The sequence below is a fragment of the Variovorax ginsengisoli genome (genome assembly GCF_030811835.1).
GTDB classification, from domain to species: Bacteria; Pseudomonadota; Gammaproteobacteria; order Burkholderiales; family Burkholderiaceae_C; genus Variovorax; species Variovorax ginsengisoli_C.
In genome coordinates this window covers 72971-85639 of the sequence record NZ_JAUSRO010000011.1, presented here as the reverse complement: position 1 = coordinate 85639, position 12669 = coordinate 72971, and the positions used below count along the sequence as shown (strand labels likewise).

12 protein-coding genes are annotated in these 12669 nt (G+C 68.6%); 11 read left to right on the top strand and 1 reads right to left on the bottom strand.

Annotated features, from left to right (window positions below; genetic code table 11):
* Nucleotides 1–25 precede the first annotated feature (25 nt).
* The 6 genes from J2W36_RS17405 to J2W36_RS17380 all read left to right on the top strand — a co-directional run bounded on the left by J2W36_RS17405 (nucleotide 26) and on the right by J2W36_RS17380 (nucleotide 7127).
* Nucleotides 26–1150, top strand: coding sequence for a TraB/GumN family protein (locus J2W36_RS17405; RefSeq protein ID WP_307691011.1), 1125 nt, complete (start codon nucleotides 26–28; stop codon nucleotides 1148–1150).
* A gap of 28 nt (nucleotides 1151–1178) precedes the next feature.
* Complete coding sequence (locus J2W36_RS17400; RefSeq protein ID WP_307691010.1) at nucleotides 1179–1547, top strand: DUF2946 family protein; 369 nt, start codon at nucleotides 1179–1181, stop codon at nucleotides 1545–1547.
* A gap of 100 nt (nucleotides 1548–1647) precedes the next feature.
* Entirely contained in the window at nucleotides 1648–3948 is a 2301-nt protein-coding gene (locus tag J2W36_RS17395; protein ID WP_307691009.1) for a TonB-dependent receptor, read from the top strand.
* A 25-nt stretch (nucleotides 3949–3973) separates the two neighbouring features.
* Nucleotides 3974–4870 carry a copper chaperone PCu(A)C domain-containing protein gene (locus J2W36_RS17390; protein ID WP_307691008.1) on the top strand — a complete coding sequence of 299 codons (897 nt, stop codon included), beginning with the start codon at nucleotides 3974–3976 and terminating at the stop codon, nucleotides 4868–4870.
* An 88-nt stretch (nucleotides 4871–4958) separates the two neighbouring features.
* The gene (locus J2W36_RS17385) at nucleotides 4959–5825 is read left to right on the top strand and encodes a PhaM family polyhydroxyalkanoate granule multifunctional regulatory protein (protein WP_307691007.1); all 867 of its coding nucleotides are present in this window, start codon (nucleotides 4959–4961) and stop codon (nucleotides 5823–5825) included.
* A gap of 27 nt (nucleotides 5826–5852) precedes the next feature.
* Nucleotides 5853–7127 carry an FIST signal transduction protein gene (locus tag J2W36_RS17380; RefSeq protein ID WP_307691006.1) on the top strand — a complete coding sequence of 425 codons (1275 nt, stop codon included), beginning with the start codon at nucleotides 5853–5855 and terminating at the stop codon, nucleotides 7125–7127.
* Here the strand turns inward: J2W36_RS17380 and J2W36_RS17375 are convergent.
* Entirely contained in the window at nucleotides 7124–7873 is a 750-nt protein-coding gene (locus tag J2W36_RS17375; RefSeq protein WP_307691005.1) for a helix-turn-helix domain-containing protein, read from the bottom strand. The genes J2W36_RS17380 and J2W36_RS17375 overlap by 4 nt on opposite strands.
* 189 nt (nucleotides 7874–8062) lie before the next feature.
* Between J2W36_RS17375 and J2W36_RS17370 the strand changes: the two genes are divergently transcribed.
* The 5 genes from J2W36_RS17370 to J2W36_RS17350 all read left to right on the top strand — a co-directional run bounded on the left by J2W36_RS17370 (nucleotide 8063) and on the right by J2W36_RS17350 (nucleotide 12656).
* Nucleotides 8063–10024: an MFS transporter gene (locus tag J2W36_RS17370; RefSeq protein ID WP_370869342.1), complete on the top strand. Its 1962-nt coding sequence runs from the start codon at nucleotides 8063–8065 to the stop codon at nucleotides 10022–10024.
* Nucleotides 10024–10686 (top strand): phosphatase PAP2 family protein, encoded by a 663-nt coding sequence (locus J2W36_RS17365; RefSeq protein WP_307691004.1) that lies wholly within the window; start codon nucleotides 10024–10026, stop codon nucleotides 10684–10686. Before J2W36_RS17370 ends, J2W36_RS17365 begins: the two co-directional genes overlap by 1 nt.
* A gap of 133 nt (nucleotides 10687–10819) precedes the next feature.
* The gene (locus J2W36_RS17360) at nucleotides 10820–11305 is read left to right on the top strand and encodes a YiaA/YiaB family inner membrane protein (protein WP_307691003.1); all 486 of its coding nucleotides are present in this window, start codon (nucleotides 10820–10822) and stop codon (nucleotides 11303–11305) included.
* A 62-nt stretch (nucleotides 11306–11367) separates the two neighbouring features.
* Complete coding sequence (locus J2W36_RS17355; RefSeq protein WP_307691002.1) at nucleotides 11368–11838, top strand: hypothetical protein; 471 nt, start codon at nucleotides 11368–11370, stop codon at nucleotides 11836–11838.
* On the top strand, nucleotides 11835–12656 hold the full coding sequence (locus J2W36_RS17350; protein WP_307691001.1) for a DUF2145 domain-containing protein: 822 nt from the start codon (nucleotides 11835–11837) through the stop codon (nucleotides 12654–12656). Before J2W36_RS17355 ends, J2W36_RS17350 begins: the two co-directional genes overlap by 4 nt.
* Nucleotides 12657–12669: the final 13 nt, after the last annotated feature.

Sequence of the window (12669 nt, the reverse complement as noted above, 5' to 3'; positions counted from 1 at the left end):
TGCTTCGCTCCACTTAGCCCCTTTCATGACATTCCCGACCGCCGCTCCCACTGCTTGCCTCGCGTCCACCGCTCTCACCGGCGTTGGCCAGGTTGCCATTCGTCTTGTGTGCCGCATGGGCAGGCTGGGCCGGACCGTGGCGCGTGGAGGGGCGGCCGTGCTGCTGGCGGCACTGCTGATGGGCACTGGCGCGGCCATGGCACAGGTGCAGGCACAGCCGCCCGACGCCGAGCAGCCGCAGGATGTGCCGCGCGCCTCCTCCTGTCCGCCCCTGGCGCAGCCGGTGGTCCGCACGGCCGCCGAGGCCGCGCAGGCGCTGGCGCACGCGCCCGACCGTGGTCTGCTCTGGCGCATCGAGCGGGGCGGACGGGTGTCCTGGCTTTACGGCACGCTGCACCTGGGCCGCGCCGACTGGGTCTTTCCCGGCCCCCGCACGCTGCAGGCCTTGCAAGGCAGCCAGACGGTCGCGCTCGAACTCGACCTGCGCGACCCGGCCACGCTGGCGCTGCTCACGACACCCCCCGATGCGGCGCGCGTGGCGCGCCTGCGCACCGCCGACCGCGTCCGGCGGCTGGAGCGGCAGGTGGCCGCCGCCTGTCTGCCGGCGGGTAGCTTTGCCGGCCTGGGGCCTGTGATGCAGGCGACCACGCTGGTATTGCTGGCCGCTCGCCATGAAGGCCTTTACGGCGAGTTCGGCACCGAAACCCTGCTGTCGGACGTTGCGCACCGCGACGGCAAGCGCGTGGTGGCGCTGGAGTCGGCCGCCGCGCAACTGCGCGCGCTTGCCGGCGAGTCGGAAGCGGCGGATGCCGCGCAGATCGACGCGTCGCTCACGCTCCTCGAATCGGGTGCCGCATGGAAGCAGGCCGCCGACATGGCCGATGCCTGGGCGCGCAGCGACTGGACGCACCTGAGCCACTACGCGGACTGGTGCGAATGCATGGATACGCCCACCGACCGGCGCGCCATGCGCCGTCTTCTGGACGATCGCAACCCCGGCCTGGCCGATGGCATCGCACGCCTGCATGCGCGCGGCCAGCAGGTGTTTGCCGCGGTCGGCGCGCTGCACATGGTCGGACCGCACGGGCTTCCCGCATTGATGGCCGCGCGCGGCTTCAAGGTCATGCCGGTCGTGCCTGCTGCGCATTGAACGCCTGGCGTTCATAATCCGCTGCGCCATGTCCTTCTTTCGCCACACCTCTCACCTCGGCCTCGTCGGCCGCTGCGTGCTGCTGTGGTTCGTGATGTCGCTCGGTGTGGCCGTCGCCTCGCCGATCGTGCATCCGCAGGCGATGGAACTGGTGTGCTCCAGCGCCGGCGCGGTCAAGGTGATCGTGCAGGGCGACGATGGCGCCAAGGAGCTGGGCGCCTCGCACATGGACTGTCCGCTGTGCGTGCTGACCGGTGCGCCGCCGCCCGCCGCACCGCTGGCCGGGCTGCCGTCGCTGCTGCCGCTCGGCCGTGCGCTGCAGCCGATCGAGGCCGCGCGCATCGCCGCGGCCACTGCGGCGCCGCTGCCGGCGCGCGGGCCTCCAGCCTTCTTCTGATCTGACGATCGCCGTGCGGCGAACGGTGCCTCGCGCACCTGCGCCGCGCTGCGAATTTCCCGGATGAAGAAGGGCGCCCATGGGCGCTGGAGAGTTTTCAATGAACAGGACCGTTCTGTCGCTGGCGCTGGGCGCCGCATTTCCCTGGTTCGCTGCGTCGGCCTTCGCGCAAGCCGACGCCGCACCCGAGCGCAGCAAGTCGCTTGGCATCGTGACCGTCACTGGCGGGCAGCCGAGCTCACTGCCGACCCAGATCCCGACCACCATCGAGGGCGTCACGCGCGAGCAGATCGAAAGCTCGATCAACGCGACCGACAGCGAGGATGCGCTGAAGTACCTGCCCAGCCTGCTGGTGCGCAAGCGGTACATCGGTGACTACAACCACGCGATCCTCTCGACACGCGCCTCGGGCACCGGCAACAGCGCGCGCTCGGCGGTGTATGCCGACGGCATCCTGCTGTCGAACTACCTGGGCAACGGCATCGCCAACGGCACCAACTTCGCGCCGCGCTGGGGCCTGGTCACGCCGGAGGAGATCGAGCGGGTCGACGTGATGTACGGGCCGTTCTCGGCCGCCTATCCGGGCAACTCGGCCGGTGCGGTGGTCGACTACGTGACGCGCATGCCGACCCAACTCGAAGCGCATGTGAAGGCCGGTTATGCGTCGCAGCCCAACAACCTCTACAGCACGAACAAGACCTTCAACAGCTGGCAGACCAGCGCCTCGCTCGGCAGCAGGAGCGGCGACTGGTCATGGTGGATCGATGTGAACCGCACCGACAGCCAGGGCCAGCCGCTGACCTTCACGACCGCTACGGTGGCCTCCGGCACGTCGGGCGGCGCCGGCGTGCCGGTGACGGGCGCACTGCGCGGGCTCAACACGACCAACACGCCCTGGTACATCCTGGGCGCCGGCACCCAGTACCACACCGTGCAGGACCACGCGAAGATCAAGCTGGCCTACGACTTCTCGCCCACGGTGCGTGCGGCCTACACCTTCGGCTGGTGGGGCAACACCTCCGAAGGCCGCTCGGAGAGCTACCTGCGCAACGCGGCGGGCGCGACGGTCTACAGCGGCCCGGTCAGCATCGGCGGGCGCACCTACACGCTGGCGCCCACGGCCTTTGCGCTCACCAACGACAGCCAGACGCACTACATGCACGGGCTCTCGGTCAAGAGCAACACGCGCGGTGAATGGGACTGGGAGGTCTCGGCCAGCCTCTACGACTACGCGAAGGACCAGCAGCGCGCCCCGACCATCGCGCTGCCGCGCGCTGCCGACGGCGGCGCGGGCACGCTGCAGAGCCAGGACGGCACCGGCTGGAACACGTTGGCGGCCAAGGGCACCTGGCGCCCGCAGGGCGTGGGCGGCGCGCACATCGTCGACTTCGGCGTGGGCCGCGATGCCTATCACCTGGGCATCCTGAAGACCAACGTGGCGGGCGACTGGCAGAACGGCGCGCCGACCACGCTGCTCAGCAACGTCGGCGGCCGCACCGAGACGGTCAATGCCTGGCTGCAGGATGCGTGGGCCTTCGCGCCGAAGTGGAAGGCCGTGCTGGGCCTGCGCTTGGAGGACTGGCAGGCGAGCCAGGGCTTCAGCGCCACCACGGCCAATGCCTTGCCCTATGCGACGCGCAATGAATCCGACGTCTCGCCGAAGGCCGCGCTGGCCTACCAGCTCACCGGCGACACTGTGCTCAAGGCCGCGCTGGGCCGCGCCGTGCGCTACCCGACCGTGGGCGAGCTGTATGGCGCCACCTCGGGCGGTGCGCTCTCGTTCATCAACGACCCGAACCTCAAGCCCGAGAAATCCTGGACCGGCGAACTCTCGGCTGAAAAGGACCTCGGCAACGGACTCGCGCGCGCCACGCTGTTCCACGAGACCACGAAGGACGCGCTCTTCAGCCAGCTGATTGCGGGCTCCACGGTCTCGCGCGTCCAGAACGTCGACAAGGTGCGCACCACGGGCGTCGAGCTGGCTTACAGCGGGCAGAATTTCGTGATCCGCGGGCTCGAAGTCGGCAGCAGCCTGACCTACGCCGACTCCAAGACCGTGGCGAATGCCGCCTTTCCGGCCAGCGTGGGCAAGTGGCAACCGCGCGTGCCGCGCTGGCGCTCCACCGTCTACGCGACCTACCGGCCCGACGACCAGTGGGCCTTGACCGCCGCAGCGCGCTACAGCGGACGCCAGTACTCCAATCTCGACAACAGCGACGTGAACGCCGACGCCTACTTCGGCGCCAGCAAGTACTTCACCGTCGACCTGCGGGTGCGCTATCGCATCGACAGGCAATGGTCGGCCGCGGTCGGCATCGACAACGCCAACAACGCGCAGTACTGGAACTTCCACCCGTACCCGCAACGCACCTATTCGGCCGAACTCCGCTTCGACCTGTGACTCCAAACTCTCCAAAGGACACGCAATGACATCCACCCCCCTTCTCAAGGCCGTTCTTTCCTGCGCTGCACTGGCCGGCGCCGCCGCCGCATCGGCCCACGTGACCCTGCCGCCGGGCGGCGCCACCGTCGGCAGCGACTACGAGGCCGCCTTCCGTGTCGGCCACGCCTGCCAGGGCGCCAAGGCAACCACCGGCATCACCGTGCGGCTGCCCAAGGGCTTCTCGCTCGCCGATGCACAGGAACGCAAGGGCTGGAAGCTCGACGTGCAGAAGGCCGGCGACGGCGAGGTGCGCTGGACGGCCGAATCGGCCCAGGCTGCGCTGCCCTCCAGCGAACGCGCCGAATTCATCGTGCGGGGCAAGTTGACCGCCGCGCCGGGCCCGCTGTGGTTCAAGGTGCTGCAGACCTGCGACACGGGCAGCGTCGACTGGGCGAACGTGCCCGCCAGCGGCACGTCCACCGCGGGCGTCGACAACCCCGCCGCCCGGCTCGACGTGTTGCCCGTCGGCGTGGCCGCGGTCGACGTGAAGGACGCCTGGATCCGTGCCGCCGTGCCGGGCCAGAGCGGCACCGGCGCCTTCATGAAGCTGACCGCACCGGCCGGTGCACGGCTGGTGGGCGCCTCCACGCCGGTGGCCGGTGTTGCCGAGGTGCATGAGATGAAGATGGAGGGCGACACCATGCGCATGCGCGAAGTCAAGGGTGTCGAGCTGCCCGCGCGCCAGACCGTCGAACTCAAGCCCGGCGGTTTCCATCTGATGCTGATGGACTTGAAGCAGCCGATCACGTCGGGCAAGACGGTGCCCGTGACGCTGCAATTCGAGGATGCCAAGGGCGCGCGCAGCAGCCTGGTGGTGCCGGTGGAGGTGCGCCTGGCGGCACCCGATGGTGCGGCGTCGGCACCCGCGCATCACCATTGAGGGAAAGGGCCTTTTCCGGCCTTTTCGCAGGTGAATGGGGCAGCGCCCTGGAGTAAGCTGCACGTACAAAGACTCAGCAGGAGACCCCATGAGCGCCACCACCCCTTCCTTCGATTTCAGTCAGTTCGTCCCGGGCTTCGACTTTCTCAAGAAGCTGGCAACGACGCACGCCAGCGGAGCCACGGGCGGCGCGGTGCCCGGCATGCCCAGCCTGTCGAACTGGGTGGCGCCCACGCTGAGCGTGGAAGAGGTCGACAAGCGGATCCAGGAGCTCAAGACCGTGCAGTACTGGCTCGAGCAGAACGGCCACGCGCTCAAGGCGACCATCCAGGCGCTGGAGGTGCAGAAAATGACGCTGTCGACCCTGCGCGGCATGAACGTGCGCATGGAAGACCTGGCCAGCGCGTTCACGCGCACTGCGGCCGCGGCTGCGCCATCGCCGACAGCTTCCGCCGCCGCCGCACCGGCGCCTTTTGGCGCTGCCTTCTTTTCGAGCGCACCGTCGCCGTCGGCTTCGGCGACGCCTGCGACGGCATCGCACGAAGCCCCGGATGCCCAAAAGCCCGACGATGCGAACGCAGCGGACGACGCACAGGCGGCCGCGGATGCCCCAGCCGCTGCTGCCGCACCGGGTGCCGAAGGCGCTGGCGTGGTCGATCCGCTGCAGTGGTGGGGTGCCCTCACGCAACAGTTCCAGCAGATCGCGAGCAGTGCGCTCAAGGATGCCGCGCACCTCCAGATGCCGGTCATGCCCTCGGCGGCCACAGGCGCAGCCACCGGCAAGGCGGCGACATCTGCGAAAGCCGTGAAGTCCGCTAAGAGCCCGGTGGCCGGAAAGACCGCCGCCGTACCATCGCGCAAGAAGCCGGCCGTCCGTTCTGCTCCCGCCAAGGCGCCTCGCAAGAAGGCCGCTGGCAAGACCCCCGCCGCACGCGCCCCCGCCAAGGGGCGCTGAGGTTCCGACCCTCGAACCGACACCGCCATGAAATTGTTTCCCACCGGCCACGCCACGCATCCGCAATGGCAGATGGCGGCCGGACTCGTGCTGGCCCAGGTGCGCGCGCAGATGGCGCTGCCCGACCACGCCAGCGCGCCGACGCTGGGCCTGCTCTACATCACCGATCACTACGCATCCGAGGCGCAGCACATCCTCGACCACCTGAGCGCAGAACTGCCTGAAGTCACCGACTGGTCAGGCACCGTGGGCATTGGCGTGTGCGCCAACAATGCGGAGTATTTCGAGGAGCCGGCGCTCAGCCTGATGCTGTGCGAATTGCCGAGCGACCAGTTTCGCGTATTCTCCGGCGTCGCCCCGCTGGGCAGCGCGGAGATGACCGGCTTCGAGGCCCATACCGCGCTGGTCCATGCCGACCCGGTCACCCACGACCTGCCCGACCTCATCGGCGAAATGGCGGGCCGCACCGACACCGGCTACCTGTTTGGCGGCCTGTCGTCCGGGCGCGGCGAGCTCATCCAGTTCGCCGTTGGCGGCAACGGCAATATCCGCGGGCACGGTGCCGCGGGTGGCGTGTTTTCCGGCGGCCTGTCGGGCGTCGTGTTCGGCGAAGGGGTGCGGCTGATTTCGCGCGTCACGCAAGGTTGCCAGCCGGTGTCGCCGCAGCATGTGGTGAGCGCCTGCGACGGCAATCTGCTGCTCGAGCTCGACGGCGAGCCTGCGCTCGACGTGCTGCTGCGCGACCTGGACATTTCCCTGGACCGGCCGCAGCCCGCCATCGAGACTGTGCGTGCGACGATGGTCGGCCTGTCGGACGCGGGCAGCGACGGGTTGCGTCGCACCGGTGACCTGGGCGCCGACGTGCTGGTGCGCCACATCATCGGGCTCGATCCGACACGCCGCGGCGTGGCGATTGCCGACATGGTCGAGCCAGGCATGCACCTGAGCTTCGTGCGGCGCAACGCGCAGGCCGCGCGCGCCGACCTGATGCGCATCTGCGCGGAAATCCGAGAAGAGCTGGAGCCCGAAGAGCAGACGCTGGCCACCGCCCGCGCCGTGGCTGGGTGCGAGGCCGAATCGGCGCCGCATCCGGCACGCCGCATCGCGGGCGCGGTGTACGTGAGCTGCGTCGGTCGTGGCGGGCCGCACTTCGGTGCACCAGGGGCCGAGCTGCAGGTCGTGCGTCACGCACTGGGCGACGTGCCGTTGGTCGGCTTCTTCGCCAATGGCGAGATCGCGCGCAACCACGTGTACGGCTACACGGGTGTGCTCACGGTGTTCACCAGCGAGCCCGTGGCTTAAGCACCTGCGCCGGCCTGTCTGCGCATGTTCGCGAAGAGCTCGAACTCCCAATTGCGCATGCCCAGCAGCAGCGTGTAGCCCTCGCAGTCGGCCGGGGCGAGCTTCTGGTCGGCCTGGTGCTGCTGCGCGAAGTCCTGCGCGAGCCGCTGCATCCGGTCGACGAACGCGGGCGCGAGCGCGCGGCTGATGGTGCCGTGCACCAGCAGCATGCTTTCGCCGTGACCGTCGAAGCCGCCGCGGTAGTAGTCGAGCACCACGTGCTCCCTGAAGAAGTTCATGACCGGCCCGTGCGGGCGCCAGCGGAAGGTCTTGGCGAGTTTGAGCCGGTAGCGGTTGAGCGGCCGCAACTCGATGATGCCGATGCGGTCGAGCTGGGCCAGGCACGCGATGCACTCGGTCTCGCTGATGCGGTAGGCGCCAATGATCTGTTCGAGCGTCCACTGGCTGAGCACGTTGATCGCCACCAGCAGCAGTTTCTTGTTGGCCACCACCGCCTGCTCCTGTGCCTGGGTGAGCGACGTGAGCAGCGGCTGCGCATCGGCCACGCGACGGGCCAGCTCGGCAAAGTCGATCTTGAGTGCGCGGCAGATGGCGTCGACCCGGCTCAGCGGCATGTCGCCCTTGGCGAGCATGCGCTTGACGCTCGATTCCGCCAGGCCGAGGGCGCGCGCCAGATCGGCATAGGTCATGCGTGCGCTCTTGAGTTCGCCCTTGAGGGCGTGGACGAGGTCGATGGTGGTGCTCATGGCGAAGGAACGAAGGGTTGCGGTATGGCCTGAAGATACCCGCGGTGGCTGCAATCGGTCTTCTGTCGATTCCCGGAGGCCGCCCGCCACCTGTGACTTAGGGTCGTCGAACGGCTGCTGCACAATCCTTGCGCAGCGATCGCCATCGCCCGACCTCCGACCGTTCGCCCGCCTGCCCGGCACCTTGCCATGACCACTTCCTCCCCTTCGCACATGCCCCCTGCCGATACAGTGCCCGACCATCCTGTGCATGCGAACCAGTTCGCGCTGTTGCGCCAGCGGCGCTTCGCGCCCTTTTTCTGGACCCAGTTCGCCGGTGCGGCCAACGACAACCTGTTCAAGTTCGCCTTCACCGTGATGGTGACCTATCAGCTGCAGGTCAGCTGGCTGCCGCCTGCGATGGCCGGTTTGGTGATCGGCGCGCTGTTCATCCTGCCCTTCCTGTTGTTCTCCGCGACCTCCGGCCAGCTGACCGACAAGCTCGACAAGACCCGGATGATCCGGTTCGTGAAGAACCTGGAGATCGCCATCATGGTGCTGGCCGCCTGGGGGTTCTGGCGTGCCGATGCGGCGGTGCTGCTGGGCTGCGTGTTCCTGATGGGCTTGCACTCGACGCTCTTCGGGCCGGTGAAGTTCGCCTACATGCCGCAGGTGCTGCAACCGCACGAACTCACCGGCGGGACCGGCATGGTCGAGATGGGCACCTTCCTGGCCATCCTGCTGGGCCAGGTCGCGGGTGGGCTGCTGGTCGCGTTGCCAGGCATCGGCCACACGACGGTGGCTGCGGCCTGCCTGGGGCTGGCGCTGGTTGGGCGCGGCGTGGCCCAGCGCATTCCGATGGTGCCGGCCACCGATCCGTCGCTGGTCATCAACTGGAACCCGGTCAGCGAGACCTGGCGCAACCTGAAGCTGGCGCATGGCAACGTGGTGGTGTTCCGCTCGCTGCTGGGCATTTCGTGGATGTGGTTCTTTGGCGCGGTGTTCCTGAGCCAGTTCCCGAGTTTCGCCAAGGAGGTGCTGCACGGCGACGAGCAGGTCGCCTCGCTGCTGCTGGTGGTGTTCTCGGTGGGTATCGGCGCGGGTTCGCTGCTGTGCGAAGTGCTCAGCCGCCGGCAGGTCGAGATCGGTCTGGTGCCTCTGGGGGCCATCGGCATGAGCGTGTTCGCCGTCGACCTGTATGTCGCCTCGCGCGGCCTGCCTGCCGTGCCGCAGATGGGCCTGCGCGCCTTCCTGGCGCAGGCCGCCCATTGGCGTGTGATGGCCGATCTGGCGCTGCTGTCGCTGTTTGCCGGGCTCTACAGCGTGCCGATGTACGCGCTGATCCAGATGCGCAGCCAGCCCACGCACCGGGCGCGCATCATCGCGGCCAACAACATCTTGAACGCGCTGTTCATGATCGTGAGTTCCGTGCTCGCCGGCGCGCTGCTGGGCGCGGGATTCACGATTCCACAGATCTTCCTGATCACCGGCATCGCCAACGCGGTGGTCGCCTTCTACATCTTCATGCTGGTGCCGGAGTACCTCTTGCGCTTCGTTTCGTGGGGCGTGTCCAGCGTCGCCTACCGCTTTCGCATCCGGGGCGCCGAGCACATTCCGGCAGAAGGTCCGGCGGTGCTGGTGTGCAACCACGTGAGTTTCATCGACGCGGTGCTGCTGATGGCGGCGAGCCCGCGGCCGATCCGCTTCATCATGGACCACCAGATCTTCGCGGTGCCGGTGCTCGGTTGGCTGTTCCGCCTGGCCAAGGCGATTCCGATCGCGCCGCAGAAGGAGGATCCGACGGCCTACGAACGTGCCTTCGTGCAGGCCGTGCAGGTGCTGCGCGAAGGCGATCTGCTGGCGATCTTTCCCGAAGGCGCGCTCACGCGCGACGGCAGCCTGCAGCCCTTTCGCGGCGGTGTGGTGAAGATCGTCGAGATGGCCGAGAGCCACGGTGTCCATCCGCCGGTGATCCCGATGGCCCTGACGAACCTCTGGGGCTCGTTCTTCAGTCGCGTGGAGCGCCGTGACGGCAAGCAGGTGGCCATGGCGCGGCCCTTCCGCCGCGGCGTGTGGAGCCGGGTCGGGCTGAACGTGGGCGCCGCGGTGCCACGTGCCGAGGTCGAGCCGGTGGCGCTGCATGCGCACGTGACGCGGCTGCTGGTGGCCTGATGGGCGCGAACAACGCTGCCTGGGGCTTTCATTCGCTGCTGCCCCTCGGCTTCTGGCAAGCCTTCACCTGGCTGGGCGACAGCGGCCTGCTGATACCGGTGTCGCTGCTGATCGCCCTGGCGCTGGCGGTGGCGCCGCGCACGCGGCCGGTCGCCTGGCTCTGGTGCCTGGTGTTCGGCGCGGGCAGCCTGCTCATCCTCGGGTCCAAGCTCGCGTTTCTGGGCTGGGGCGTGGGCAGCCGCGCGCTCAACTTCACCGGTTTCAGCGGACACACTGCCATCTCCGCCAGTGTGTGGCCGGTGGCGTTGTGGCTGCTGGCTTCGCGCTGGGGGCACCGCGCGCGCGTGGCGGCGGCGATCTTCGGCTGGCTGCTGGCCGCCGGCATCGGCGTCTCGCGGCTGGCGGTGGATGCGCATTCGGTGTCGGAGGTGGTGGCCGGTTACCTGCTGGGCGTGACGGTGAGTGCGGTCTTCCTGGGCCTGGCGCACCGGCGGGCGCATCCTGATCTGCGTTGGCCGATGGTGGTGGTTGGCCTGCTGCTGCCACTGGTCTTCTTTCCGCCAGGCCGTCCGGCGCCGACACAGGACCTGCTGGAAGACATTGCGGTCTGGATGGCTGGCGTGGAGCGGCCCTTCACGCGAGAAGATATGCACCGCAGTTGAGTGATTTCATTGCCGGAAGGTATCGTTTTTTGATACTTTTCGGTCTGCGTGGCAGGACTGATGCGTCCAGTCAAGTACTCCGGCGCTGGGGTGTTCGATCATTCGTTCACCTTCACCACGCCGCGAGGCCGCCATGCAAGCATCTTCCCCGACCGTTTTCGTTCAACGTGACTCACGCGCCTGGCAATACCAGGTGTGGGTGTCGTTCGGCCTTGCCGTGTTCCTCTGCGGCACCGGGCTGGGCTGGCTGCCGGGGCAGTCGCTGGACCGGGCATTCATGGTCATGGGCTATGTATTCTGCCTGTCGGCCGTGTTCGTACTCGCGAAGTTCGTGCGTGACAACCAGAACGGCGCCGGTGCCGCGGGCAAGGACGTGCCGATGTGGAAGCTGGTGGTCTGGGGCGGCTTCTTCACCGCCATGGGCCTGACCGGCTGGGGCCTCCTGCGCATGGAGATCAACGACACCTACAAGGCCTTCCTGGGCGTGAGCTGGCTGTTCCTCGTGAGCTCGGCTTTCACGCTGGCCAAGACGCTGCGCGACCGCCACGAGGCCGACCTGGCCGAGGCCCGTCTGCAGGGCCGTCGCGAGGCGCATGTCGAAGCGGCGCAGGCTGACTGATCGATCCGTCCGGCTCGCGCTCCTTGCCGCTGGCTTCCTTTTCCTTTCATCGAAAGTCCCTCATGAAGTCATTCCTGCGTGCGGCCTGCCTGGCCACCGCCCTGACCGTCTCCCTGACCTTCGCCGGCCTTGCCGTTTCGCCGCCGGCCAGCGCCCAGAGCGAGGCCTCGGCCGCGCTGTCCCTGATGCCGGTCGCCTCGGTGGTCGGCTCTGCCGCGGCGGCCGGCACGGCGGCCAGCGCAGTGGTCGCGCTCCCCGTGGCGCTGTCGGTCGGCGGGGCCATGCTCACGGTGGTCGCGGTCGAAGCTTCGGCCGAAGGCACGGTCTATCTGCTCGAACGCGTCTCCGACGGCGCGCGTGCCAGCATCAGGGTGTCGGGCCGCGCAGCGCAGGGGGTGTCGACGTTGGCCGGCACGGCGGTGCTCGTCAGTGTGATCGGCACGGGTGTCGTGCTCTCGGCGGCCGGCGAGGTGCTGGCGTTCATCCCCAACGCGATCGGCCGCGCGTTGCTGCACAACGAGAAGCTCACATGAACCGCCGTCACGCCGCCATCGCGTTCGTCGTGCTGGCCGGCCTTGGCGGGTTCACCGTCCAGGCGCAGGCGGGTCGTTCGTGCCAGGCGGCAAAGCTGTCGCCGTCCCTGGTCACGCGGGGCATGGACCTCGCGCTGCGCACCGCGCAGGCGCTGGACGCCAGCGGCGCACGCGTGGTGCTGCTGGCGCGTGCCGGCCAGGACCTGAGCAAGTACGGCCTGCGCTGGTCGCACCTGGGCATCGCCTACAAGACCGGCGAGGGCCCCTGGCGCGTGGTCCACAAGCTCAACCAATGCGGCACTGCGGTGGCAGCGGTGTACCGGCAGGGGCTCGGCGAGTTCTTCCTCGACGATCTCTGGCGCTACCAGGCGGCCTGGGCCGTGCCCACGCCCGCGGTGCAGGCACAGCTCCTTGCCTTGCTCGAAGAGCAATCGCCCGCGCGCATCACGCGCCTGCATACGGCGCCCTACAGCATCGTCAGCTATGCGTGGGGCCAGACCTACCAGCAGTCCAACCAGTGGGTGACCGAGACCCTGGCCGCCGCGATGGAGCCCGAGATCGTGCGCACGCGCGCCCAGGCCCAGGCCTGGTTGCAGTTCAAGGGCTACGAGCCCACCGCCCTGCGGCTCAGTCCGCTCACGCGGCTTGGCGGACGCCTGACGGCCGCCAACGTGGCGTTCGACGATCATCCGGGGGACAAGCGGTTTTCCGACCGCATCGAGACGGTCACCGTCGACTCGGTGTTCGCCTGGTTGCCGCGCGCGGGCCTGGGCGCCGCACCGGTCGTGTTACCGCCCCTGGCCAACGTGGCCTTCTGACATCAAGGAGTAG